This window comes from Butyrivibrio hungatei DSM 14810 (genome assembly GCF_900143205.1).
GTDB lineage: Bacteria > Bacillota > Clostridia > Lachnospirales > Lachnospiraceae > Butyrivibrio > Butyrivibrio hungatei.
The window spans coordinates 260,702-286,711 of sequence record NZ_FRDH01000006.1; the positions used below are offsets into that span (position 1 = coordinate 260,702).

19 protein-coding genes are annotated in these 26,010 nt (G+C 41.4%); 1 reads left to right on the top strand and 18 read right to left on the bottom strand.

Going from position 1 to position 26,010, the window contains the following annotated elements; all coding sequences use genetic code 11:
• Positions 1 to 20: 20 nt before the first annotated feature.
• The 12 genes from gltB to BUA02_RS09035 all read right to left on the bottom strand — a co-directional run bounded on the left by gltB (position 21) and on the right by BUA02_RS09035 (position 17,801).
• The gene (gene gltB, locus BUA02_RS08980; protein ID WP_072703042.1) at positions 21 to 4,538 is read right to left on the bottom strand and encodes a glutamate synthase large subunit; all 4,518 of its coding nucleotides are present in this window, start codon (positions 4,536 to 4,538) and stop codon (positions 21 to 23) included.
• Positions 4,539 to 4,568: 30 nt separating this feature from the next.
• Positions 4,569 to 6,677, bottom strand: a complete 2,109-nt coding sequence (locus tag BUA02_RS08985; protein WP_072703046.1) for a glutamine synthetase III family protein — start codon at positions 6,675 to 6,677, stop codon at positions 4,569 to 4,571.
• Between the two features lie 65 nt (positions 6,678 to 6,742).
• A complete protein-coding gene (asnB, locus tag BUA02_RS08990) occupies positions 6,743 to 8,326 on the bottom strand; it encodes an asparagine synthase B (protein ID WP_072703049.1) in 1,584 nt (527 codons plus the stop codon).
• Positions 8,327 to 8,352: 26 nt separating this feature from the next.
• On the bottom strand, positions 8,353 to 10,122 hold the full coding sequence (locus tag BUA02_RS08995) for an ammonium transporter (protein ID WP_072703052.1): 1,770 nt from the start codon (positions 10,120 to 10,122) through the stop codon (positions 8,353 to 8,355).
• A 293-nt stretch (positions 10,123 to 10,415) separates the two neighbouring features.
• A complete protein-coding gene (locus BUA02_RS09000) occupies positions 10,416 to 11,579 on the bottom strand; it encodes a hypothetical protein (RefSeq protein WP_072703054.1) in 1,164 nt (387 codons plus the stop codon).
• Between the two features lie 18 nt (positions 11,580 to 11,597).
• The gene (locus tag BUA02_RS09005) at positions 11,598 to 13,340 is read right to left on the bottom strand and encodes a hypothetical protein (protein ID WP_072703057.1); all 1,743 of its coding nucleotides are present in this window, start codon (positions 13,338 to 13,340) and stop codon (positions 11,598 to 11,600) included.
• Positions 13,341 to 13,440: 100 nt separating this feature from the next.
• The gene (locus BUA02_RS09010) at positions 13,441 to 13,854 is read right to left on the bottom strand and encodes a hypothetical protein (protein WP_071174984.1); all 414 of its coding nucleotides are present in this window, start codon (positions 13,852 to 13,854) and stop codon (positions 13,441 to 13,443) included.
• 5 nt (positions 13,855 to 13,859) lie between these two features.
• Positions 13,860 to 14,219: a zinc ribbon domain-containing protein gene (locus BUA02_RS09015; RefSeq protein WP_071174983.1), complete on the bottom strand. Its 360-nt coding sequence runs from the start codon at positions 14,217 to 14,219 to the stop codon at positions 13,860 to 13,862.
• A gap of 102 nt (positions 14,220 to 14,321) precedes the next feature.
• Complete coding sequence (locus BUA02_RS09020) at positions 14,322 to 15,002, bottom strand: YoaK family protein (protein WP_072703134.1); 681 nt, start codon at positions 15,000 to 15,002, stop codon at positions 14,322 to 14,324.
• A 10-nt stretch (positions 15,003 to 15,012) separates the two neighbouring features.
• Positions 15,013 to 15,828, bottom strand: coding sequence for a HipA domain-containing protein (locus BUA02_RS09025; RefSeq protein ID WP_072703060.1), 816 nt, complete (start codon positions 15,826 to 15,828; stop codon positions 15,013 to 15,015).
• 2 nt (positions 15,829 to 15,830) lie between these two features.
• On the bottom strand, positions 15,831 to 16,370 hold the full coding sequence (locus BUA02_RS09030; RefSeq protein ID WP_072703063.1) for a helix-turn-helix domain-containing protein: 540 nt from the start codon (positions 16,368 to 16,370) through the stop codon (positions 15,831 to 15,833).
• 84 nt (positions 16,371 to 16,454) lie between these two features.
• A complete protein-coding gene (locus BUA02_RS09035) occupies positions 16,455 to 17,801 on the bottom strand; it encodes an MATE family efflux transporter (RefSeq protein ID WP_072703065.1) in 1,347 nt (448 codons plus the stop codon).
• A gap of 185 nt (positions 17,802 to 17,986) precedes the next feature.
• On the opposite strand from BUA02_RS09035, the gene BUA02_RS09040 reads away from it, so the two are divergent.
• Positions 17,987 to 18,808: a TrmH family RNA methyltransferase gene (locus BUA02_RS09040; RefSeq protein WP_072703068.1), complete on the top strand. Its 822-nt coding sequence runs from the start codon at positions 17,987 to 17,989 to the stop codon at positions 18,806 to 18,808.
• A 2-nt stretch (positions 18,809 to 18,810) separates the two neighbouring features.
• On the opposite strand, the gene BUA02_RS09045 is transcribed toward BUA02_RS09040, so the two are convergent.
• The 6 genes from BUA02_RS09045 to BUA02_RS09075 form a co-directional block, all read right to left on the bottom strand.
• The gene (locus BUA02_RS09045) at positions 18,811 to 21,288 is read right to left on the bottom strand and encodes an amidohydrolase family protein (RefSeq protein WP_072703071.1); all 2,478 of its coding nucleotides are present in this window, start codon (positions 21,286 to 21,288) and stop codon (positions 18,811 to 18,813) included.
• A 1,033-nt stretch (positions 21,289 to 22,321) separates the two neighbouring features.
• Entirely contained in the window at positions 22,322 to 23,059 is a 738-nt protein-coding gene (locus BUA02_RS09055) for an amino acid ABC transporter ATP-binding protein (protein WP_072703077.1), read from the bottom strand.
• Positions 23,046 to 23,732, bottom strand: a complete 687-nt coding sequence (locus BUA02_RS09060) for an amino acid ABC transporter permease (protein WP_071174977.1) — start codon at positions 23,730 to 23,732, stop codon at positions 23,046 to 23,048. Before BUA02_RS09060 ends, BUA02_RS09055 begins: the two co-directional genes overlap by 14 nt.
• 10 nt (positions 23,733 to 23,742) lie before the next feature.
• Positions 23,743 to 24,492, bottom strand: coding sequence for a basic amino acid ABC transporter substrate-binding protein (locus BUA02_RS09065; protein WP_072703080.1), 750 nt, complete (start codon positions 24,490 to 24,492; stop codon positions 23,743 to 23,745).
• A 183-nt stretch (positions 24,493 to 24,675) separates the two neighbouring features.
• Positions 24,676 to 25,644, bottom strand: coding sequence for an MFS transporter (locus tag BUA02_RS09070; protein ID WP_072703082.1), 969 nt, complete (start codon positions 25,642 to 25,644; stop codon positions 24,676 to 24,678).
• A gap of 147 nt (positions 25,645 to 25,791) precedes the next feature.
• Positions 25,792 to 26,010: transposase domain-containing protein (locus BUA02_RS09075; protein WP_178297622.1), on the bottom strand; the 219-nt coding region annotated here is incomplete at its 5' end.

Genomic DNA, 26,010 nt, shown 5'->3' on the forward strand with positions numbered 1-26,010 from the left:
CAGATGAATGTTTACGTTTATCATGTAAGTTCTTTGAATGCTTCTAGGACAGCGTGATCGTGATCAATACCCTGTTCCTCATACTTTCCTATGGCCGTAAGCATCTTCTGATAATCATTTGGAACGATCTTCTTGAAATCAGGAATGAAATTTTCAAAATCATTCAGGATCTCTTTGCCAAATTCTGAACCTGTTTCTTTTACATAGTCTTCGATAATGCTTCGAAGTTCTGCTATATCATACTTTTCAGTCACTTCATAGAGTGAAGCCATATCCTTGTTCATTCTAAGGTATAGGGTATGCTCTCTATCAAGGACATAGGCTATACCTCCGCTCATGCCGGCAGCAAAGTTCTTGCCGGTCATACCAAGGATAACAGCTCGTCCGCCTGTCATGTACTCAAGACCGTGGTCACCGCAGCCTTCTGCCACTGCAACAGCACCTGAGTTTCTAACACAGAATCTTTCGCCTGCAATACCGCATACATATGCTTTTCCGGCTGTGGCGCCATACAGAGCCACGTTACCGATTATGATATTTTCATGAGCCTTGTAGGTAGCCTTGTCAGACGGTCTTACGATTACCTTGCCTCCTGAAAGTCCTTTTCCAAAGCCATCATTTGCATCGCCGTAGAGCTTTAAAGTTACGCCCTTTGGAAGGAATGCGCCAAAGGACTGACCTCCGCCTCCATTTGCCTCTACAAGGATCGAATCATCTGATAGGGCATTTTCAAAGTCTGCAGTTACTCTGCTGCCAAGAAGGGTACCAAAGCTTCTGTCGGTGCTTGAAATATCAACCTTCAATCTGATCTGTTTGTTACCAAGATTCTTTTTGCTCTTTTCGTATTCAGGAATGAGCACTCTTGAATCAAGTGTCTTTTCAAGCTCAAAATTATAAATATCCTTTGGATCAAAATGATTATTTGTTGCCCCTGCATATCTTGAATCAAGGATCCTTTTAAGATCTGCTGCGTTCTTTCTCTGGCTTACACTTGCAGATGCTTCATCATAGCTTCTCATCTGAAGTCTGTCTGTATGACCTACCATCTCTTCTACAGTTCTAAATCCAAGTTCACTCATGATCTCGCGAAGCTGTCTTGCTACGAAGAGCATGAAGTTCATTACGTGTTCTGGCTTACCTTTAAATCTCTTTCTGAGCTCCTCGTTCTGAGTTGCAATACCAAACGGACATGTATCCTTGGAACATACTCTCATCATCATGCATCCCATTGTTACAAGTGGAGCTGTTGCAAAGCCAAATTCCTCAGCACCAAGGAGCGCTGCAATGGCAACGTCTCTACCTGTCATGAGCTTACCATCTGTCTCCAGAACAACGCGGCTTCTAAGACCATTATCCAAAAGAGACTGATGAGCTTCGCTTACACCAAGTTCCCATGGAAGTCCTGCGTGATGAACTGAAGATGAAGGAGCGGCGCCTGTTCCTCCGTCATAGCCTGACACAAGGATTACCTGTGCTCCTGCCTTGGCTACACCAGAAGCTATAGTTCCAACTCCTGCTTCTGAAACCAATTTAACTGAGATCCTTGCCTTGTCATTGGCGTTTTTGAGATCGTAAATGAGCTGTGCAAGGTCTTCAATTGAATAGATATCATGATGTGGTGGTGGTGAAATCAGGGCTACACCTGGAGTTGAGAATCTTGTTGCTGCAACCCAAGGGTATACCTTCTTGCCAGGAAGATGTCCACCTTCACCCGGCTTAGCACCCTGCGCCATTTTGATCTGTATTTCCTTTGCACTTAAGAGGTACTGACTGCTAACGCCAAATCTACCTGATGCAACCTGCTTAACTGCACTGTTTCTCTCAGTTCCAAATCGTGCTTTGTCCTCGCCGCCTTCACCAGTGTTGGACTTTCCTCCAAGTCTGTTCATGGCAATAGCAAGGGTTTCATGGGCCTCCTGAGAAAGAGAGCCATAGGACATAGCACCTGTCTGGAAGCGCTTTACGATTTCCTCTTCCCTCTCAACTTCCTCAAGTGGTACCGGCTTTTTGGCTGGTACAAAGGACAAAAGAGCTCTGAGTGTATGAGGTCTGTCCTCATCGTCCACCATCTGTGTATATTCCTTGAATCTCTCGTAGTCGCCCTCTCTGACTGCTCTCTGGAGAGTTACGATGGTCTTTGGATTATACATATGGTCTTCCTTGTCATCACCACTTCTTAAATTGTGGAAGCCAAAGGAATCAAGAGTTGAATCAGTAGAAAGACCAAGTGGATCAAAGGCCTGATTATGTCTAAACTCTACATCCTCACCAATCTCATTTATTCCAATACCGCCTACCCTGCTGGTGGTTCCTGTAAAGTACTTGTCCACAAGCTCTTTTGACAGACCGATTGCCTCAAAGATCCTTGCTGACTGGTAGGACTGAAGGGTTGAAATACCCATCTTGGCTGCGATCTTAACAACGCCTCCAAGAAGAGCTTTATTATAATCTGCAATAGCAGTGTGGTAGTCTTTATCAAGTATTCCAATATCGATGAGCTCTGCGATACACTCCTGCGCCAGGTAAGGGTGGATAGCTCGCGCACCAAAACCAAGAAGTGTAGCGATCTGATGAACGTCTCTTGGCTCACCGCTTTCAAGAATGAGTGACACTGCTGTGCGCTGCTTGGTCCTTACAAGATGCTGCTCCACAGAAGAAACAGCAAGAAGTGAAGGAATAGGCATATGGTTCTCATCTACTCCCCTGTCTGAGAGGATTATGATGTTCACTCCATCAGCAACTGCTCTGTCTACAGAAACATCCAGCTGCTCTAAGGCTCTTTCTACAGGAGTATTCTTGTAGTACAAAAGAGATATCTTCTGAACCTTGAAGCCTGGCTGATCCAGGTTTTCGATCTTCATGAGATCAACGCCAGTAAGGATTGGGCTATTTACTTCAAGAACCTTACAGTTATCGCTTTTTTCCTTCAAAAGATTTCCATCAGAGCCGATGTAAACAGTTGTATCTGTTACAACCTTCTCTCGAAGTGAGTCGATAGGCGGATTTGTAACCTGGGCAAAGAGCTGCTTGAAATAGCAGAAAAGTGGCTGATGATGCTGAGAAAGCATAGCCAGTGGCACGTCAGTTCCCATGGATACTGTAGGTTCGATTCCAGTTGTTGCCATAGGCATGATCTGAGTCTTCACATCCTCGTAGGAGTAGCCAAAAACTTTGTAGAGTTTGTCGCGCATTTCCTGGGTATGTGTTGGGATCTTTTTATTTGGAATACTGAGTTTATGAAGATGCAGAAGGTATCTGTCGAGCCACTCACCATAAGGCTTGGACTTGGCATACTTTTCCTTGCACTCTTCATCTGAGATGATGCGTCCTTCCTTGGTGTTTACAAGGAGCATGTGGCCTGGTGAAAGACGTGATTTCTTTTCAATGATCTCTTCTGGAATATCAAGAACGCCAACTTCTGACGACAGGATAAGCCTGCCATCCTTGGTAACGTAATATCTGGATGGGCGGAGTCCGTTTCTGTCAAGGGTAGCACCAAAGAGTTCTCCATCTGTGAAAAGAACTGCCGCTGGGCCATCCCATGGCTCCATCATTGTTGCATAGTAATGGTAAAAATCTTTTCTGCTCTGATCCATGAAGTCGTTGTGCTTCCAGGGCTCCGGGATAGTGAGCATCATTGCAAGCGGAAGATCCATTCCGTTCATGTATAGAAACTCCAGGGTGTTATCAAGCATTGCTGAATCTGAGCCTGATGATGCGATAACGGGATAAACCTTACCCAGGTCGTCACCCAAAATGTCTGAGGACATGGTCTCTTCTCTGGCGAGCATTCTATCGCTGTTACCACGGATAGTGTTGATCTCACCGTTGTGGGCGATCATGCGATATGGATGAGCACGCTGCCACGAAGGTGTTGTATTAGTAGAGAAGCGACTATGAACCATGGCAATAGCAGTTACATAATCTGGTGAAAGAAGATCCTCATAGAAATTACGTAACTGTCCTACCAAAAACATGCCCTTGTAGACAATGGTCCTGGATGAAAAAGAGCAGATATATGTATCTTCTGATGACTTCTCGTACTCTCTTCTAAGGCAATAGAGACGTCTATCAAAGTCGATTCCTTTTTCTACGTCAGCAGGTCTTTCAATGAAGCACTGACTGATATGTGGCATACAATTAACAGCCACTTCACCGAGGATCTCGGGATGTGTCTCTACATCTCTCCATCCCAGTACTTTAAGGCCTTCTTTTTCTGCAATGACTTCAAGCATTCTTTTGGCAAACATGCGCTTCATGTCATCTTGCGGAAAAAAGAACATGCCAATTCCATAGTCACCGGCTTTCTTTAATTTGATGCCGTTTTTGGCGGCTTCTTTTGAAAAGAATTTGTGGGAAATCTGAACAAGGATTCCTACGCCGTCTCCAACTTTACCTGTTGCATCTTTACCTGCGCGATGCTCAAGCTTCTCAACAATGGAAAGAGCATCGTCAAGAACTTTATTATCAGGTTTGCCGTTTATATTTATGACCGCACCTATACCGCAGGCATCTTTTTCATTGAACCATGTTTCCATTTTGGGCTTCCTTCCTATATCTATTGCTTTTTATCTTAGAGAGAAAAGCATCTGACCGTATGTTGGGTATGAGAGGTACTTCTCTGGGATGAGGGCTTCTGCTTTGTCTGCGTACTTTCTGAGTTCATCCATGTCTGCAAGGACTGTTCTCTGATAGAACTCTGCTGTGTCGAGAGCTTCTGTCTTATCTTCTGCTGTCTTGGTATCTTCAGTGAGTTTAGCGAGAGCTTTGCCAATCTCTACGCTTGCTTCGTCGAGAGACTTAAGGATACCGATCTCAAGTGAACCAGCGCCGTCGCCAAGAAGTGCTTTCTTCTGTGATGCTTCTTTTACAAGATCCTTCTCATAAGCTACGATGCCTTCTGTAAGGTCTTTGCGTACCATCTCCTGCATTGTGAGAGCTTCGATATGGATTGACTTTGAGTAGTTCTCAAGGAGGATCTCATATCTTGACTGAATCTCTTCCTTTGTGAAGATGCCGTGCTTTGTGAAGAGAGCGATTGACTCGTCTGAGATCCAGAATGGCATTGCATCTGGAAGAGACTTGAGGTTTGGAAGGCCTCTCTTTTCAGCTTCTTCAACCCACTCATCTGTATATCCGTTTCCATTAAAGAGTACTCTCTTGTGCTCAAGGAGTGTCTCTTTCAGAACTTCCATAACCTTCTCTTTGAGCTCTGATCCGCTGTAGCCCTTGAGCTTCTCATAGAGCTTTGAAACTTCTTCTGCAACTGCTGTGTTGAGAACGATGTTTGCATTTGCTACTGATACTGCTGAACCTGGCATACGGAACTCGAACTTGTTACCTGTGAAGGCAAATGGTGATGTTCTGTTTCTATCTGTGTTGTCCTTGGTGAAGTGTGGAAGTACTGTAGCTCCCATTGTCATCTGAACTTTACCAGTACTCTGATATGCTGAGCCAGCCTCTACACCCTTAAGAACTTCTGCGAGCTCATCACCAACGAAGATTGAGATGATTGCTGGAGGTGCCTCGTTGCCGCCAAGTCTGTGATCGTTACCAGCAGATGCTACTGAGAGTCTGAGGATTGGTGCATACTCGTCAACTGCCGCGATTACTGCCATAAGGAATACGAGGAATGGGATGTTCTCGCCAGGGTTCTTGCCTGGATCTAAGAGATTCATTCCTGTATCAGTGCATACTGACCAGTTGTTGTGCTTACCAGAACCATTGATTCCTTCGAATGGCTTCTCGTGAAGGAGGCAAGCAAAGTTGTGCTTGTCAGCAACTTTTTTCATGACTTCCATTGTGAGCTGGTTGTGATCTACAGCGATGTTTGCTGTCTCAAATACTGGAGCGAGCTCATGCTGTGATGGAGCAACTTCGTTGTGCTTGGTCTTTGCTGGGATACCGAGCTTCCAAAGTTCTTCATCAAGGTCATGCATATATGCTGAAACCTTTGGCTTGATAACACCAAAGTAGTGATCTTCCATTTCCTGACCCTTTGTTGCTGGTGCTCCAAGAAGAGTTCTACCTGTGAAAAGAAGGTCTTTTCTTGCTTTATAGTAATCTTTGTCAATGAGGAAATATTCCTGCTCTGAACCGATTGTTGTGCTTACTCTTGTAACATCCTTGTATCCAAGGTGGTGAAGGATCTTAACAGCCTCAGTTGAAAGAGCCTCCATTGATCTCAAGAGAGGAGTCTTTTTATCAAGTGCTTCTCCGCCGTATGAGCAGAAAGCTGTTGGGATGTAAAGTGATCCGTCTTTGATAAATGCTGGTGATGAAGGATCCCAAGCTGTATAACCTCTTGCTTCGAAGGTTGCACGAAGTCCGCCTGATGGGAAGCTTGATGCATCAGGTTCGCCCTTTACGAGCTCTTTTCCTGAAAACTCCATGATAACTCCGCCGTCATCTGTAGGTGAAATGAAGCTGTCGTGCTTCTCAGCTGTGAGGCCTGTCATTGGCTGGAACCAATGTGTAAAGTGTGTAGCACCGTTTTCTACAGCCCATTCTTTCATGGTTGCTGCAACGCAGTTAGCTACGTCGAGTTCAAGGTGTGAACCTTTCTCGATTGTCTTTTTTACTGCCTTATAGATATCTTTGGGAAGGCGCTCCCTCATGATTCTGTCGTTAAATACGAGGCATCCGAATTCCTCTGTAAGTTTGCTTGCTTCTATCATTTTTTCTCCTCCTAAAATTATTCCTGGGATTCTCACTAAACTCGTGAGAAACCTCGTTAAGTGTTCTACTCACCAGATGCCCCATAGTTTGAGAGCACACGAGCGGATGGATCATTAACATTGCATCCCTTCCAGCTCTTATTGGGCATCCAGAAATCTATTACCATATCCGACTGACCTGGATAGTATTTTTCAAAGGTTTCTCTATATAGAAGTGATTCCTTTGTAAAAGGCTTTGCATGTGTGTATTTCTTTCTCAAGGTCTCATACTCTGCGTAAGTGTACTTGGCATCTGCGTAGTCCATGAGGTCATCTCTAAGGGAATGTCCCACCGCATCTGAGAAAGCTGCTTTTTCTCTCATGCGGATTGAGTGTGGAATGAACTGATCCTTTTCAAAAGCCTTGCGGAGAAGGAACTTTCCAATTCCGTAGGTGTTTAACTTTTTCTCTGGATCTATGCTCATTACATAGTTCACAAAATCCAGATCTCCAAAAGGAACTCTTGCTTCGAGAGAGTTTACGCTGATACATCTGTCTGCTCTTAAAACGTCATACATGTGGATCTCGCGGATTCTCTTTTGAGCCTCCTCCTGAAAAGCCTGAGCACTTGGTGCAAAGTCTGTGTATTTATAACCAAAGAGCTCATCTGAGATCTCACCGGTGAGAACTACCTTGATGTCTGTGTTCTCATGGATCCACTTGCAGAGAAGATACATTCCGATGGATGCTCTTATGGTTGTGATGTCGTAGGTTCCAAGGGCGTGTATCACTGGCTCTATGGCGTTTATGACATCTTCTTTGGTTATGATCACTTCGTGGTGGTTGCTATGAATGTACTCTGCTACTTCTCTTGCATACTTAAGATCGATAGCGTCGATATCCATTCCAATAGCAAAGGTTTCAAGTGGCTTATCTGAAAGGCTTGCTGCTACGCCGCAGACTAAAGATGAATCAAGCCCGCCAGATAAAAGAAATCCAACTGGCGCATCTGCATCAAGTCTTTTCTTGATACCGTTTAATAGCTTGTCGTGAATCTTATCTGTTATAGTCTCAAGGTCATCTACCGATACCTCTTTTACTTCGGTCATATCCTTGTAGCAGACAAACTCACCATCTTCGTAATAATGTCCTGGAGGGAAAGGCATGATCTTGTCTGTGACTTCCACCAGGTTCTTTGGTTCTGATGCAAAAACTATATAGCCTTCGCTGTCATATCCGTAGTAGAGAGGTCTGATTCCTATTGGATCTCTGGCTGCTACGAATTTCTTTTTCTCCCCGTCATAGATAACGCAGGCAAATTCTGCATCGAGAAGACTGAACATTTTTGTTCCAAGTTTTTCATATAGAGGAAGCAGTATCTCGCAATCGCTGTCGCTTTTGAAACTGTATCCGAGAGAAACAAGGTAATTTCGAAGATCTTTGAAGCCATAAAGCTCGCCGTTACAAATGACGGTGTTCTTTCCATAATTAAATGGCTGCATTCCTGATTCATTAAGGCCCATGATGGAAAGGCGATTAAAGCCCATCCATCCGCCTTCGACTTTTTGTATCCTAGACATGTCTGGTCCGCGGGATACAGTCCTGGAAAGCATTTCTTCAAAGAATTCTTCTCGGACCGATTCTCTTGCGTATGTAAGTATTGCGCACATACCGTTTCCTCCTGTTTTAGTATTTTTTACTCTACATCTGCTAAGGCTGCAGCACCTTCCTCACCGGTTCTGATCTTAACTACGTTGTCGAGAGAGTAAACGAAGATCTTACCGTCTCCAATATGACCTGTGTAAAGAGTTTTCTTGGCTGCTTCTATAACGTCTTCAACCGGAATCTTGCTAACAACAACTTCCAGCTTAATTTTAGGAAGGAGAGTGGCATCCATCTCGACTCCACGATACATTTCGCCAGAACCTTTCTGGACGCCACAACCCATAACTTGAGTGACAGTCATTCCGGTTACACCAAGCTCGTTCATAGCACGTCTGAGCTTGTCATAGCGGGACAACTTAGCGATAATAACAACTTTATGTATTCCAGACTCTGTATGCACTGGTGCTGTAACTACAGGCACTGAAGCGTGCTTCTGGATCTCTGAAGCCTCTTCGTATTCGCTTACGCCGAGGTCTGTATTTTCATTAACTGACATATTCAGAGTGTTTGAAACATCCATGATGGCAAATCCTGAATATGCTGATGCAAGACCATGTTCTGTTGAGTCAAGACCAAGGATCTCTTCCTCTTCTGAAACACGAAGCCCTATAACTTTTTTGATAACAAAGAATGTGATCGTGATGGTTACTGCTGTCCAAGCTGCAACTACGATAAAACCAAGGAGCTGGATTCCGAGAAGCTTGAACCCGCCGCCGTAGAAAAGACCTACTAAAATGTTTCCTTCTGAATCAGCAAGTGAATATCCAGGAGCAGAAGGTGTAGCAAAAAGGCCAACTGCGATTGTTCCCCAAATACCGTTTAAGCAGTGAACTGCAACGGCACCAACAGGATCATCAACATGAAGCTTGTAATCAAGGAACCAAACACCGAAGCAAACAAGAAGACCAGCAACGATACCGATCACGATAGCGCCGAATGCATCTGTAACATCGCAAGGAGCTGTGATAGCTACGAGACCTGCAAGTGAAGCATTGAGACACATTGAAACATCAGGCTTACCATACTTGATCCATGTGAAGATCATGCAAGTAACTGTTGCAAGTGCTGGAGCGATTGTTGTTGTTACAAATACTGAGCCGAGCTGATCAATCGAAGTACAAGCTGCTCCGTTGAATCCGTACCAGCCAAGCCAGAGGATGAATACACCAAGAGCTGCTGCTACAAGGTTGTGACCAGGGAAAGCGTTAACTTTTGTAACCTTGCCATCCTTGTCTCTTTCGAATTTACCGATACGAGCCCCGAGCATTGCTGCACCGATAAGAGCTGAGATACCACCTACCATGTGGATACATGTTGATCCAGCAAAATCGTGGAAACCGATCTGTGCAAGGAATCCACCGCCCCATGTCCAGTGAGCTTCGATAGGATAAATGATTGCTGAGATAACTGCCGAGTACACACAATATGATATAAATTTAGTTCTCTCAGCCATTGATCCTGAAACAATTGTTGCTGTTGTAGCACAGAAGACTAAGTTAAATACGAAGTTTGACCAGTCAAAGTTTGCATAATCTGTAAAGATGTCAAATCCTGGTCTTCCGATGAAGCCTGCAAGATCTTCCCCAAGAAGCAGACCAAAACCGATAAGAATAAATACTACTGTTCCAATACAGAAATCCATGAGGTTCTTCATGATGATGTTTCCTGTATTCTTGGCTCTTGTAAAGCCAGCCTCACACATTGCAAATCCGGCCTGCATCCAGAATACAAGAGCAGCACCAATCAAAAACCAAACGCCAAAAACACTTGAGTCGATAGCACTTAAGATTTCCTCACTCATACTTTTTCTCCTCTCCATTATTTGCGACTCTACGCAAAAAGCGATGCAACGGCACACTACAAGCTTTTGTAGTATGATGCCCCATTGCATCGCTTAAATATCAGACAATATGAAATTATATTTTGCATTTAGAATACTTGTATACACTTTTAGGTATACTCCGCGGAAGTAGTACCCTAAAATGCAGAAAGCGCCTTAGAGAGTAATCTCTAAGACGCCTTTGTCTTTATGAGTATGAATTTTAATCTAACAAAAAACACATGTCAAGCATTTTTGTATACAATTTTTCAATTTTAGTAATTAAGTACTTCTGACCTATCGATTATACGGTCTAATGACTGACTATAGGATCTTAAATGGTACAAGTCTTCTACCTTTTCGTATGCACTTATTACATAGGCTGAATCGCCAAGCTCAGACTGGCCTACAGGATCTGAACTTACCGTGCCATAAGTCAGCTCGCCATTTTCTGTATAACATGTACCCGAAAAGCTAATAGTAAATAAAACTTCGGTATCATCAATAAGACCTTCAGTATCAGAGATTACTGATTTAAATACAAGGTATGAACTAGTGACTTTGCCCACATCCTCATCTTTGTCATGTTTCATGATATATGCTCCATAATACTCTGGAGCTGTATACTTGATATTGTCCTCCATCTCATTTTCCATATACTGATCGATAGTAGCTACACCTACTGCTTTCATGTCTTCGAAGGATGGATCTTTTTCCAAATCAGCTACCTTAGTAAGCGGTGTATAGTTACCGTACTTTTCCATTCCATCACCAGCTTCTTGCGTATATCCTGGAGTGGTAGACGCTCCTTCCTTGATGAACATGCTTGTCATGAGTCTCTCTTCATCTATTTCGTATTTGGCAACATAATCAAAATACTCAAGACCCTTTTTGTCTGCGCAGCCATAGGTATGCTCATCAACAGGACAAACATTTCCATATCTTGCATAGAAGCATAAGGTTCCCTCTGTCTTGTCTGTAGAATTGACTTCACATCTGCTTCCTGTTGTTGTGTACACATATAGTATCTGGTTTGAATTTGCAGTAGTTTTACTTTCTACATGCTGGAAATAATATCCTTCATACTTGAGATCCCCATCTATCTCATATGTGTTGTTTGTCTCCTCTAAATACTGCTGAATAATATTCAGACTATCTTCCTTAAATTCCTCTTTAACCTCATCTGGAATCTCACTGTACGATTTAACAAGGTAGTCAAGGCCTGGAATCTTTGCATCTTTATCGTAATGAACCCCACTTTTATTGTCTTTAGCCTTATCTTCTTCACCAGAATCAGCCTGGCTTTCCACATCAGCCCCTGAATCTGCTGTAACCGAAGACTCAGAGCCAGTTGTGTTTTCTGATGATGCATTGTCCCCGCAGGCTACAAGACCTGTAAACATAGCTGCAATGAGGCAGCTTACTAATACTCTTTTCATAATTTATCCTCTTTCCTTTTAGTTGCAATCGTAGGTGCTTCCGCCATAGAACAGATGGGTTGTCTTATCGCCAGCTGAAGTGATGTATACGTACGTCCAGTCTCTGCTTATTTTCCAGCCTTCATGGTAGATACTGTCATTTACTGAATCCATCTCTATATCGTATCTGAAGAAATTACCGTCCTTGCTGTAATAAAGCTTTTCATCCTCGTAATCAAAAGCAAAGTTTGCGATATCGCTCTCCTGATTATAGTCAACGCCTGAATCTATGAGCTTAACTTCTTTTTCATCTGCATTTAAGAAGTACACGTTTCCAGCTTCTGTATATACAAACATGAATCCTCCGCCGTAATCTGAGCAGAAATCTACAACCTTCTCTTTATCAAATAAGATGAAGTTTTCAATGTTTAGTTCACCAGTCTCTTCATTTACGCCATTATACTGATCGATCCAGAGCACGCCATCTTTGACATAGAGAATTGCTGAGTAACATCCGCATGGATAGTAATATGCTTTGTCTTCACCCATTTTGCGATTTGGCTGAGTGAGCTCGCTTTCTTTGGTAGCTCCGAAATACTCTGTTCCATTTTTATCTGTTAAAAGACATGATGTTGCAGAAGTAAATACTCTGTGACCATTGTGATAACCATATGCTGAAACATTTCCGTGATACTCAAGCTTAGCAATTCCAGTTGATAAAAGGGGCTCTGCCTTTTCATATGAAGGATTGAATCCATACACATTGTCACCATCAAGGATATAAAGCTCGCCATCATCAAAAGCATAGAACTCATCCATATTTCCTGTGTAGATCATCTTTGTCTCGATCTTGCTCTTATCCTGATAATCCTGAGATACGTAGTAGAGCTCTTTTTTATCCTGGTCATAATATGCATAGTCATAAATATCAAGGAACACTGGAATCATGTTTCCTTCAGCAACTTCAGTCTCATAGATCTTGAAATCGCCCTTTTGAATTGTCTCTTCCTTGGTGTATGCAAGGATAAGAGTTCTTTTGCCGCCAACTTCCTTGGTATAAAGGAACTTGATGTCATCATAGCTTGGGCTGTAGAAATTGATACCTGCTGTATCAACTACAACATCAGAGGCAACGAGCTGTTCTTCTTCATAAATAGAATTTATGTAGTAAAGGTCTCCAACTGTTCCATCTGCGCTTGTAGGAATCATGTATGTTGCATCATCGTAAACACATGAGGCATTTACAGACTTTTCATTTAACATAATAGGATCATCTGTCCACTGGTTAAAAAGATAATTCTTGCCATCTGCAGTAATGACACAGCTTCTGAATTCATCATTCTCTATTCTGGTCACGTTCTTATCTGTGAATGTAATTGGATCCTGACCTATATGCAGCATCTTGGCAAATGGAGCATAATACTTGTTATCTTCAGTAAAGAAGATAAAATCGTTGCTGCCAGTTGTATAAGGATACATTCCACTACCAACACGTAAGCTAAAATACTCTACGTGCTCTGGGCCTGTTTCTTCCTCTACTTCTTCCTCTGGCTCTTCTGTGTTTTCTGCTACCTGTGAGGTATTTGATGCTGAGCTATTTGAAGCTTCTGCTGCAGCAGCGGACTCGTTGCTTTCACTACTCTGCTCAGTTGTCTGCGCTGCTTTTTCTTTATGTGCTTTAGTTGCCATTTTAACTATGTCTGGTGTAAGTAATGCTCCAATGATGACTATAGCCACAATGATTCCAACCAGTTTTTTGTTGCCACCTTTAGGTCCAACCATTTGCGTCTCTCTCCTTAAAAAATGATATGTAACAAAAATGCTGGACTCCCCTTGGTGGGAAATCCAGCAATGCACTTATATATTTAGTTGATCAAACAAATTACATATATTTGTTGATAAGATCATCAACAACAGGAAGCTTGATTGTTCCCTGGTTAAGTGCCTTGTAGATAAGGCCAAGGAATACAAGGTCCTTTAAGATTGAAATAACTCCCTTGATATCTGAGAATACATCGTTGATGAACTCAAAACGGACATTACCACCAAATGTGTTGATCACGTTTGCCACCCAGTTAATAGCGTCTGGTACAAGTCCGATAACTGCTGTTACAAAGCTGAATGCTACTAATGTAGCAACAGCCTTAACTGCTGACTTCTTGAGCCACTCGTTTGCCTCAAAAAGAAGTACATATCCTAAAATAATGATGGAAGACATATATCCACCAAATAAAGCTGCTGCAAAGACTAATGCTCCAAATAGACCTACTGATATTCCTAATTTTGTCTTTTCCATATCTATCAGTTCTCCTTTACCTTTGTTCCACATGCTGTGCAGAATACATCGTCCTTAGTAAGTTCTGCTCCGCACTTAGGGCACTTTGATACACCCTTGATGTCCACGATCTTCTGCTTGTACTCTTCGATCTTAGCCATAGAATCCTTGATAAGTGAAAACTGGTTTCCATAACACTCCTCGAAATTCTCAAGATGACTCTCATAGTACATCTTTCCAATCTCTGTATAAGCGTTTGTGATTCTGTGCTCCTCGTCAGAGATGTTTGAATTGAGCTTTGCTACGTCAGCAAAGTCCTTTGTCTTTGCGATTGCTTCCTGACTAGCGGAAGAAATCTTTTTACCAACTTCATCAAAAAAACTCATCCCTTTTTCCCCTTTTCAAAACATATTTTTTATAAGCGCATTCTTTACAAATTATTACATTATCGTTAACATTTGTCAATTATTTGACGGAATATTTTTTGATTATTTTTCTTCTGTATCAAGCATTACAAAAAAGCCGATAATCAGTAAAACCGCTGACGAAATAATGCTTTTGATTCCATAATGGGATGAGATGGTTGCGCCTACACCTGCTCCAATTGCAAAGAGGAAAATGATTCCATAATAATGAAATGCTTTAATCAGTGACTCTTTGTTTCGTTCTCTGAAATATATTGAAAGGCTTTCTGTTCCACTTCTTAAATTTCCAATGCACATGGTCGTGGCATATGCATAGCCATGGAGTTTCCTGAAAGCCTGAACCTGCATAGCACAGGCAAAAGAAACAAGTACATTAGCAATTACATTGTGCGTAAGGGGAACAAACGCCACAACAGCCAGGATAAATGCTTCTATCAAAAGAACTATCTGCCTCCAGTGGATCTTTTTACTGTGCTTGAACCTATGACCAATCTGCTCTGAGGCTACAATTCCCAGTGCAAAAGCCAAAACTGGAAGAAGATATCTAAAACTAGTAGCCCAGTCTTTATTAATTAGTCCCTGGCTCATGAGGACTATATTACCTGTCTGAGCGTTAGCAAATACCTTATCTCTCAGCACGTATGTATACGCATCCTGAAAGCCTCCTGATACAGAGAGTATGGCTCCTAGCAAAAATGAGTCTGATCTCTGATATTTTTTGTTGTTAAATGAATAGATGCCCATGTTTCTCACCTTATGCCTTCTTGAATAGATATTTATATTTGTTCATTTGTGAATATAGTATTTCTCTAACTCTGTCTCTTATCTGTTCATCATAATTCTCAGCAGATTTTAAAACTTCATCTACATCTCTTTTGGTAAATAAAAAGTAGATATTATTTCCATATAGTTTCTCTGCTATTTCAAGCTGCTCCTCAAAACTTTGGGAAAATGTCTTGGCTTCAACTTCAGGTAATAGCTCATACACATCCGCCGACAATGGGTAATCAACAGCTGTATCTGACATTAGCCCAGCTCCATTATCAAATATTGGGCAAAGCTCATACTTTCGTCCCCCATCTGATAGAACTGCCAGATTGTGAGTATGTCTGTCTTCGTTCAAAAATAGTGCATCAATAGCAAGTATCTTTTGCATGTATACGCCAAATCCACTTAAGCCTGTCGTTCTTTCTACCATGTTAACTAATGTCTCTAATCTTTTTTCGTGATCAGTTGTCTTATAGATGATAGAATTAAGGCCTTCATTGTAAGTATTCTTAAATAGTCTCTCTAAGGTGATCAGATCATATCCGTCTTTTTTGAAGTCATCACTTACCACACCATTATATGTCTGACGCTTGTACTTAATAGTCTCTAGTTCATACATTACAAACTCATTTGTCTTTAACGATGATCTTGCAAGCAAATGGGAAATTACATACTCTGACAAGCCTTCATATCCTGTATAGTCTGCCTTATACCACTTACCACCTGTTTCCCATTTAAGCTGATTGCCTTTAGAAGACTGCCATTCATTTACTTTTTTATCGCCTTCAAATAGCTCAACCATACTTACCTCACAATCTCAATCCAAAAAGAATCATCTGCCATGCGTCCCTTAGTTTTTTCTATGATCAATATAGGATCGTAAAATGGAATATCTAATTCCTTAAGCATAAGCTTTTGCTTGTCTCTTCCTCTTGGAAAACACCTGGACTCCAAGAATTCCTCATAGTCTTCATACGTTGGAGCATCATTTTTCCCAAATGCCCTGTACAAAAGACTCTTGGCATAGTTCTTTATCCTGATCTCACGATTGATCTCATCCACATCAATTACTGTGCATACTGAATCTTTGTAATAATACAGCATGCGGAGCGGCAGCTTCTTTTCCGGAAGCTTAAGTTCTTCTTGTATCTCAGGATGCATCAAAAGAATCTGCTGCAACAAAACAACCGGGCCATTTATCTCTTTATCGCCCATCTCCCATCTCTCTATAGTTGGTTTGGATACATTCACGAAATCCGCAAATTCCTTTTGCGTCATGGAAAGCATCTGTCTCATATCTTTAATTGTCTGACCTGTAACATGATCCGGTGTTATATATTTCATAATTAAATACCTCTATAATAATTAAACCATCATTTTGATGGTAAGTAAAGCTGTTTTTACCATTAAAATGATGGTTTGCATCTTTTATACAAATACTTTCTTGCGCCATCTTCCTTTCATATATCTGATAACGCATCCAATACCGGTGATAGCCCATGTGAGGCCGTTTGTGTACCAGCATCCCCAGAGTCCAACTCCAGGAATCGCCATTAAGATAGCGGCAAAACCAATACGTCCTGCAACTTCTATTATTCCATTTATAAGTGCAAAAGCAGCATCGCCTACGCCGTTTAACATTCCTCTAAATACATGGATGAGTCCCAATGTGAAGTAGAACACGCTTGTAATTCTAAGTCCCTGTGCTCCGATCCTGATGGCTTCAGGATTAGGCGTGAAGAATCTGATAATATTTTCTCCAAAGGCAAACATGACAGCTACCATAATAAGGCTGAAGGCTGCAATTATCATGACACTCTTGATACAGCCACTCTTAACTCTATCGAGCTTCTTGGCTCCAGCGTTCTGGCCAGCAAATGTGGAAACCGCTACACCAAGTGAACCAAAAGGCTGCTGAACAAGCTGTTCAATTCGTCCAGTAGCTGTATAGGCTGCCATAACATCACTTCCAAAGCTGTTAACGACTCTTTGAAGCGCTACGCAAGAGAATGCAATAAGCGCGTTCTGTAGAGCAAGTGGGATACCCAGCCTTATAGCTTTGTCTATGATATTAGTATCGAGTTCCTTGTGAATAGGTTGTAGCTGTAGATATGGATTCTTTTTTACCCCCACAACAATGGAACCGATCATAGCAATTGTCTGGGAAAAGACTGTTGCTATGGCTGCACCTGCAACTCCCATATGTAAACCTACTACTGTTACAAGATCTAGAACAATATTGATAATACAGGCAACTACCAGGAAGATCAGCGGTGTCTTGCTATCACCCAGAGCTCTTAATATCGAAGATATCATGTTATATGCAGCAACGAGGAAGGTTGCTCCACAGACTATCCTCATGTAAAGAAGAGCATCTGCCATACACTCAGATGGAGTATCCATGAGCATCAGTATAGGTCTTGCAAAGACAACGCTGACTATACTCATTAAGATTCCTGCTACCAGAGTGATATATATTGAATTACCGACTATTTTTCTTACGTATTCGTCCTTACCGGCTCCGAAATTCTGAGATATCATGATTCCCACGCCGGATCCCATTCCAAGACACAGCGAAAAGAATAGGAAGTTAACGCTTCCTACCGCGCCAATTGAAGGAAGACCATATTCTCCTCCAAACTGGCCTACGATGACTGTATCTGCAAGATTGTAAAACTGCTGGAACAAATTACCTAAGAGCATAGGTATAGTGAACTTAACAAGTAGCATGATCTCGTTGCCGCTTGTCATATCTGTGACATATTTCTTTCCCATAAAAATCCTTCCCTAGAGTGTGACAAATTGAATCTCTTAGTCTCACTCTAGCATGGTTAATGATAAAAGAAAATAGAAGATTTATATATAAATATGGCAAAAGTTGAAGGTCTTCTTGATATTGAGAAATATTACAGATAAAGTATTATAAGAAGTTTCTTATTATATTTTTGAAGGTTATTCAGATGGCAAAAAGTTTTATTGAAGTTAATACGATTGATACACCGGAATTGTCCATATATCACGAGTATTCTGAAAATCAGCTATATCATATAAATGAGCCTGATCTTGGAATCTTCATCGCTGAGAGTCCTAAGGTTATTACAAGAGCTCTAGATACTGGCTATGAGCCAATTTCTCTTTTGCTAGAAAAAGATCAGACAGAAAAAGAGGCTGCAGAAGTCATCGAGCGTTGCAGCAGCTCTTTTGACGTGCCCGTATTTGTGGCAGAGTCTTCAGTCCTGACTGGTATCACAGGATTTCACCTAACTCGCGGCGTTCTGTGTGCTATGAAGAGAAAAGAGCTCCCTTCTGTAGCAGATGTGTGCGCAGGAGCAAGGCGCGTTGCAGTTCTTGAAAATGTCACCAATCCAACTAACATAGGAGCAATCGTAAGGAGCGCTGCTGCCCTTTCTATGGACGCAGTTCTTTTCACAAATGGATGTTCTGACCCGCTATATAGAAGGGCTGCCAGAGTCAGCATGGGTACAATATTCCAGGTGCCTTGGACATTCCTTCCTAAAGGTGCTGAATTCGAAAGCCTTAAGGAATGCGGATTTAAGACAGTTGCTATGGCTCTTAGAAATGATACTAAAGACATTGATGACCCTGAGCTTCACTCCTGTGAGAAGCTTGCAGTATTCCTGGGTGCCGAAGGAGATGGACTTTTACCTGAAACAATAAGCGCCTGCGACTACTGCGTCAAGATTCCTATGTCCCATGGGGTGGATTCTCTTAACGTTGCGGCCGCAAGCGCTGTAGCTTTCTGGGAATTATCCAGAAAATGATATTACTTCTTTTTACTGTTTAATTTGTCTGCAATTTCCTGCTGGAGCTTACCAATTGCCTTTACGATCGGATTCTCTTCATCGAAGGTGTGAACATAGCCGTGAAGGGATTTGGCCTTTTGCTGAAGGGTCTTGGAGTGGCTCCATACATATATTTCTGAGAAGCCTTTTCCATTCTTGGCTTCCTGTATGAGATTTGCTGCGGCGCTGTTTCCATCAAAGGCTACTACCATAGATGGGCGGCGCTCAAATATTTCATAGTTAAAACTCTTATAAATTCCCATTCCCTGGGCTTCTGTAGATACTCTTACCTGTACCCCATAATTTTTGATCTTGTCTGCTTCTTTTTTGGTAATAAGAGCCGGCACAACTGCATATATCCTGAAACCTTTATCATTATGATCCAAAAGATATTTCTCATAGCCCGCAAACTTATGGCCTATTACAAAGCAGGCATCTTCAGGGCTCAAATAATCAAGAAGGGCATCCAGCTGCTCTTTTCCTTTGGCAGTTATCTTGGTTGACCTGTTCTCTGTGTTAAAGCTTCCTCCAAGGAGTACCACCGGAAGCCTGTCCCAGGTTATCTCGCTTATCTGCTCTTTTAGTTCCTGATTGGCATCAATCTTCGGGTCACCTTTATCAAGGCGCTTAGAGATTTTAACCGCCTTCATCTTCTCAAGGAGGACTTCTTCTAGGTCTCTTCCTGCAAGGAGCTGTGTAAAGGCTGCTTTCTTGTCAGAGTACGCCTTCTGGCTCTCTTCAATTATCTTGGTCTCTGCATCCTTCATAAGCTTTAAATCCGCTTCTGAAAGAGAGAGCATCTTTTCAAGAGAGAGCTCTTCATCTATGGAGTTTGTGCCGTAGAGAGCTGCTCCATCTGTTCCCTGAACGCACATGATTCCTTGCTTTAGGTACTGCTTCAGAGGGTGGTGCTCAAGGGAGTTAAGATTATTTAATCTAACATTACTGGTTATCTGGAACTCCAGAACCACGTTGTTTTCTTTGAGCTGCTTTAGTACTTCGCGGCCTTTCTTGGAAGTTGGACTGTATGTATAAAGACCATGTCCAAGGCGCATTCTTGGCATCTTCTGACCAGGTGCCAAAGAGTCTTTTACACAGGCGATACTGTGAGCGATGTTGTCCTTCTGGCTATCGTTCTCTCCAGCATGGACGCGGATCACAAAGCTTGGGTCCTTACTGGCGATCTTGACAATCTCTTTAAAGGCTGGTTTCAAGGTAATTATGTCATTTATCTCTTCTCCGACGAAGTCGCAACCTGCAACGTAAGGGTCAAGGGCTGTTGCCTTTAATACCTCAAGATTTTGCTCCAGGTAATTGGCTGGAGTTACTGCGTCTTTGACAATAGTAAGTGGAATCCTTCGCATAGCAGCCAGGAACCTGAGCATTACGCCTGTCTCCTGGTAGATCTCAGGCATTACCTCATGAACCTGTCTTAGCATTTCAAGGGATTCATATTTTTTTACAAGGGTTGTGTCACTGATCTCAGCGTAGTAAACGCCTTGTTTTTTGTAGTTACGGGCTATCCAAAGGAGCTTATCCTGGAAGATAGTATTTCCACAGTACGCTGGATTTTCTTTATCCTTTAGCATCTGCTTAAGAGCTCTTTTGACATCTTCATCTGGAATCTGATCGATTCGCTGGAGCTCTATCTTATCTTCACTTTCCTTACCTTTGCAAAAAACATATCTATATAGGTAGACTTTCTCAAGGTTTGTAAACACAGCCTGGCCATCCTTGATAACTGCAAGGGAGCCGCGAATCTTGACGATGTTCATCTCTGCATTATCGAGGTTATTGAGGATAAGGTCAGCAAAATTGATAAAGGTGTTGTCGTTGATCCTTCTATCTAGGTATTTGCCCTGAAGACCTGATGATATGAACTGCCTTGCAACCTTCTCACGCTGAGCATTTACTTTTTCCCATTGAGCGTCTGTGAGCTTGATATCAAGCTTTTTTACATAATATAAAGGGTATCTGATCTGATGATAGATTCCGAGGGCGATGAGTATATCTCCTGGAAGATTTCCGTTCATGTGAGTATGGAGATCCCCACGGAATTTGAGGTCCTTACGGACATAGGTCTTGAAGATTGTCTTGTCCAGATCAAGCCTAAAGTCTTTGGTCTGGCTCATAAGTGTCTTGGCAATTGCTGGTATACCGGCCTTCACATCAACACATCCATCTGGATAAATGCTTGCAACCTCAGTTTCTCCTAGCCTGAAGATGTAGCTCTCTTCGTTGTTGCCATCTATATAGCATGGAACTTCGCCTTTGATGATGAACTTGCCTTCTGCGTCTTGAGATAATGGCACCTTACATGCTTTAGCCAAATTACGGATCAAGTTCCCGGTTGCATGGTTTGGCGTTGATAGAATAAAGAACAGCTTATCAAGATCCTTATACAGATCAACTATTATATCCTTCTCATTATCTAAGAAAAAACATTTGAAATATGTCATATATTTGCCCTCAAAAAAACACTCTACGCTTGTAATAAGCATAGAGTGTTTAGGAAGTTTTTGCAAATCTCGTTTGACGATAAAAACATGTAATGATAATATATACGTAGAAATAGTGCTACCGGTAGACGGTTAGCCCTGTTTTGATTTAAGTGTTTATATGTAATAACCGCTTAGTCGTGCAGGACGTGGCGGTTATTTTTGTGTCTTGGAATCATGCTTTCCAAACATGTAACCAAGACTAAAGAAAGTCCCACACAGTGCAAGCACTGCGATAAGGTCACCGATTGTAAGTGGCATGAGCAAGTTCCTCCAACAAAGATTTCTCATACGAGATTTCTATGATTAACAGAGGTCACAGTCCTCTGGATGGAGGACTAACCGCCTACCGTAATAACGGTAGCACCAAGACAATAGTATAACGAACTTATGTTCGAAAAACAAGACGAAATGAAAACATTTACTTATTCAAAAGAACAATATAGTGGAGACTCCAAACAAAATAAAGAACCTCGAATTGAATTATTCGAGGTTCTTGCTAAATCTGATGAAGATGTCAAATCTGGGAGAACTGCGCCAATAAAAGATACCTTTGACGCTCTAAGAACAATTAATTGATTTTTCCATCAAAAAATACTCTTCTTTTTCTATGCAAGCTTTGATATCTACGTAAAATACGTCCATAGCGGCAATTCTTAAGATGCGGCGTAACTTTTTCAAAAATGTTACGCCTATAATTTTAAATTTTTCCTGCCGACGTAATTTTGCTGGAGTGTAGTACGTCTATATCTGTCCATTTCTATACATGGCGTAATCCGCCCAATTATAGTACGCCTCACTCACAAACTCTTACATTCCGACGTAAAAACGCCAACTAAAACTACTTCACATCATCAATTATCACGAAAAAGGCGTAAATCAATAGTACCAAGTCCACATAGCAGAATTTTCTTTCCCCACACAAAAAACAGGCTATGAGAACTATAGTTCACATAGCCTGATATTCTATCTCATTTCAAAGTATAAACTTCAATTACAGCACCTTTGATAAGAAGTCCTGAAGTCTCTTACTCTGAGGATTCTCAAAGAACTCCTTAGGTGTGTTCTCTTCAAGAATGTTTCCTTCGTCTACGAAGAGGACTTTTGTAGCAACTTCTTTGGCAAAGCCCATTTCATGAGTTACTACTACCATGGTCATGCCTTCATCAGCAAGCTTTTTCATAACATCGAGAACTTCGCCTACCATCTCTGGATCAAGGGCTGAAGTTGGCTCATCAAAGAGGATAACCTCAGGATTCATGCAGAGTGAACGAACAATAGCGATACGCTGTTTCTGTCCACCAGATAAAGAAGCCGGATAAACATCTGCCTTATCAAGAAGGTTAACTCTTTCAAGGAGCTGTTTTGCCTTCTCTTTGGCCTCTGCTTCTGTCATGATCCCCAGCTTAACAGGAGCAAGTATGATATTTTGCATAACAGTAAGGTTATTGAAGAGATTGAAATTCTGGAAAACCATTCCCATACGCTCTCTAACCTCATTGATGTTGACTTTACGGTCTGTAATATCAACTCCATCAAAGATTACCTGACCTGATGTAGGTCTTTCCATGAGGTTAAGGCATCTAAGGAAAGTACTCTTTCCTGAACCTGAAGGTCCAACAATTACAATCTTTTCGCCTTTGTTTATTTCATAATTAATACCTGTGAGAACCTTTGTTACGGTCCCATCAGTATTCTTAAATTCTTTACACAGATTTTTAACGGTGATCACTTACGCGCATCCTCCTTTCAAGTTTTCCAAGGAAAGTAGAGAGGAGCTTGATTATCACAAAGTAGATAACTGCAACTCCAATGAGAGGCATAAATGCGTCATAAGTCCTTGATGCAATCTGGTTTGCCACACGAGTAAGGTCCGTTAGGCTGACATATCCTACGATCGCTGTTTCTTTTATCAGAGTTATGAACTCATTACCAAGTGGTGGAATGATGTTCTTGACTGCCTGAGGGAGCACGATATAGCGCATAGTTGCTGCCTTAGAAAGGCCAAGACTGCGTCCTGCCTCCATCTGTCCCTTATCAACAGCCATAATACCGCCACGGACGATCTCCGCAACATATGCACCGGAATTGATACCAAATGAAAGAGATGCTACCAAGATTCCGTTGTTGGAAGATGCCATAATGATGAACCACATGATGAGAAGCTGCAATACGCTAGGTGTTCCTCTAATAACATCAATATAGATCGTGGCAATATAATTGAATATCGTTGGCTTACCCTCTTCTGTAGTAGAGAGCTTCATAAGTGCCAATATCGTTCCAATTATGATACCAAGAATACCTGCAAAAAGAGCTATTTCAAGCGTGATTCCAAGGCCTGAGATATAAAGTTTCCAGCGGTCGCTTTCTATGAAAGCGGCAATAAAACGTTCCTTAACTGTCATGTGTTTCTAATTACTCCTCAATGTACTGTGCAACAAGCTTGTCGTAAGTACCATCTTTCTTTAATTCTGCAATAGCATTGTTGATCTTGTCAGCAAGCTCTGTATTTCCCTTAGGCAGGGCAATCGCATAGAATTCTGGCTCAAAGTCAAAATCTGTTCCTGGAAGAACATCTACTGAATCAGCAAACTGTGTTCCGAATACTTCAGCAGGGTTCTTGTCTACAATAACGCAGTCAACACGTCCATTATTAAGGTCGTTTACTGCATCGATAGCTTTATTATAAGCTGATACTTCTGCGCCTTCAATCTCGTCAGCGATGAACTCACCTGTCGTTCCAAGCTGAACACCGATCTTGAGATTCTTGAGATCATCTGCGCTCTTGATTGATGAGCCCTTTGGAACGATAACTGCCTGAACAGCTTCATAATATGGCTCTGAGAAATCAACAGTTTTCTGTCTCTCTTCTGTAACTGTCATACCGGCAATAGCTACGTCAATCTTGCCACCGATAGATGAAACAAGTGAATCGAACTCCATATCCTGAATCTTAACATCCATTCCAATCTTCTCACCGATTGCCTTGATAAGTGCTACATCAAATCCATCAGGATTTCCATCATCACCGATATACTCAAATGGTGGGAATGCTGCGTTTGTTCCTACTACAAGTGTTCCATTTGACTTAGCGCTTCCGCATCCTACAAGTGAAAGAGCTACTAACATCATTACTAGTACTAAAGATAATACCTTATTTTTCATAATAACCTCCTGTTTTATGCAAATTAATGTATATTTATGCAACTTTTATGTATAATATAGCAGTAATATTAATAAATATCAAGAGGGAAATAAAATATCAAAAATCCCTCAGCAGAAGCTTTACTCTACTGAGGGTACTGAAAAGCATTTCCAATTGCGACACATTGTTATAATCTTACCATTCTATCGCCATTTAGACATATTCTTACTCATTAAAGTAGTCGCTGCTGCTATAGCTGATAAAACAACTATTCCTAGTCCGACACATCTAAAGCCATTGATACTGCCTGCTAAATTTACCAAAGCAAAAAACCATGAACCAAATGGCATAAACAAAACAGCTACAGTAAATATTACACTAAATACTCTTCCAAGGTACTCTTCATCCACGTTTATTTGAATAAAAGACATGTAATTGATATTGAACATTGTAAGAAAAATCCCAAATAAAACGATTGGTAACAACGCTATTATCATTATTTTTGAGTATTTAACCATTGGCACTAATATCAATGAACCTCCTGTCATGCCCAAGAATAAAATTAGTGTTATATACTTCTTAGTTATTTTAACTGGCAGTTTTGAATTGACTAAAGACCCCAGAACTGCTCCAATCGCTTCGGCCACCATCGCCTTGGAATAAAAATTCTTAAATATATCTTCATATAAAACATCAGTATAGGGCAGAAGAAGATTATATCCCGCAAGAAAAAAATTAACTAATGCTGATAACAGCAATAGAAATAATATTGATTTTTCCTTCCATAAATAATGCAATCCATTTTCTATACTAACAACTAATCTTTCCTTTTTATTGTTTTGACCTATATTATCATCCAGCTTAGTCAAGAAGCATTCTGCTAACGCCGATATTAAAAAAGTTATTGCATTTACTAATAGCGCTCCTCTTGAACCTATAGCGTTCAATAAAAAAAATCCCACAAGAGGCCCTACCATACTAATTAGCTCTCTACCAGCATTAGAAATAGAATTATAACTTATAATTCTCTCCTTTAACACCATTTCACGAACAATTGCTTTAAAAGTTGGTGAACTAAATGCAAAAATTAATGCCAGCAAAGCATTGGCAAGTATCAACACAGTTGCAATCAATCTTGATTCCACAAAGAAGCTGGCAATAAAACAGACCATCGCACTTAGTAAATCGTAAGCGCTAAATAATTAGGTGGGTAGCGCTACCACCACATATATGTTATTGGGTACAAGGGCTTTTGCCCATAAATATACCCCAGCCTCTTATGAGACTGGAGCACCTTGACAATTCACATATGATTAAGATCACATCGCATCGAAGATTTCCTTTTGATGCTGCCTGTGAAGATCTTCCAGAGCTTCCTTACACTCTGGATTCCATGGACAGAGCTTTTCTAGTTCTTCATCACTTGTTTGTGATGTCGGAGTTTTGAGAAGCAGGTACTTTAGGTAATAGTAAACATCTACATTGTTTGCCTTGGCTGTTTCGACCAGTGAATAGACTAAAGCACTGGCATTAGCTCC

Coding starts and splice junctions, on each gene's coding strand:
- gltB (WP_072703042.1), bottom strand. CDS start 4,538: ATGGAAACATGGTTCAATGAAAAAGATGCCTGCGGTATAGGTGCGGTC.
- BUA02_RS08985 (WP_072703046.1), bottom strand. CDS start 6,677: ATGATAGAAGCAAGCAAACTTACAGAGGAATTCGGATGCCTCGTATTT.
- asnB (WP_072703049.1), bottom strand. CDS start 8,326: ATGTGCGCAATACTTACATACGCAAGAGAATCGGTCCGAGAAGAATTC.
- BUA02_RS08995 (WP_072703052.1), bottom strand. CDS start 10,122: ATGAGTGAGGAAATCTTAAGTGCTATCGACTCAAGTGTTTTTGGCGTT.
- BUA02_RS09000 (WP_072703054.1), bottom strand. CDS start 11,579: ATGAAAAGAGTATTAGTAAGCTGCCTCATTGCAGCTATGTTTACAGGT.
- BUA02_RS09005 (WP_072703057.1), bottom strand. CDS start 13,340: ATGGTTGGACCTAAAGGTGGCAACAAAAAACTGGTTGGAATCATTGTG.
- BUA02_RS09010 (WP_071174984.1), bottom strand. CDS start 13,854: ATGGAAAAGACAAAATTAGGAATATCAGTAGGTCTATTTGGAGCATTA.
- BUA02_RS09015 (WP_071174983.1), bottom strand. CDS start 14,219: ATGAGTTTTTTTGATGAAGTTGGTAAAAAGATTTCTTCCGCTAGTCAG.
- BUA02_RS09020 (WP_072703134.1), bottom strand. CDS start 15,002: ATGGGCATCTATTCATTTAACAACAAAAAATATCAGAGATCAGACTCA.
- BUA02_RS09025 (WP_072703060.1), bottom strand. CDS start 15,828: ATGGTTGAGCTATTTGAAGGCGATAAAAAAGTAAATGAATGGCAGTCT.
- BUA02_RS09030 (WP_072703063.1), bottom strand. CDS start 16,370: ATGAAATATATAACACCGGATCATGTTACAGGTCAGACAATTAAAGAT.
- BUA02_RS09035 (WP_072703065.1), bottom strand. CDS start 17,801: ATGGGAAAGAAATATGTCACAGATATGACAAGCGGCAACGAGATCATG.
- BUA02_RS09040 (WP_072703068.1), top strand. CDS start 17,987: ATGGCAAAAAGTTTTATTGAAGTTAATACGATTGATACACCGGAATTG.
- BUA02_RS09045 (WP_072703071.1), bottom strand. CDS start 21,288: ATGACATATTTCAAATGTTTTTTCTTAGATAATGAGAAGGATATAATA.
- BUA02_RS09060 (WP_071174977.1), bottom strand. CDS start 23,732: ATGACAGTTAAGGAACGTTTTATTGCCGCTTTCATAGAAAGCGACCGC.
- BUA02_RS09065 (WP_072703080.1), bottom strand. CDS start 24,492: ATGAAAAATAAGGTATTATCTTTAGTACTAGTAATGATGTTAGTAGCT.
- BUA02_RS09070 (WP_072703082.1), bottom strand. CDS start 25,644: ATGGTCTGTTTTATTGCCAGCTTCTTTGTGGAATCAAGATTGATTGCA.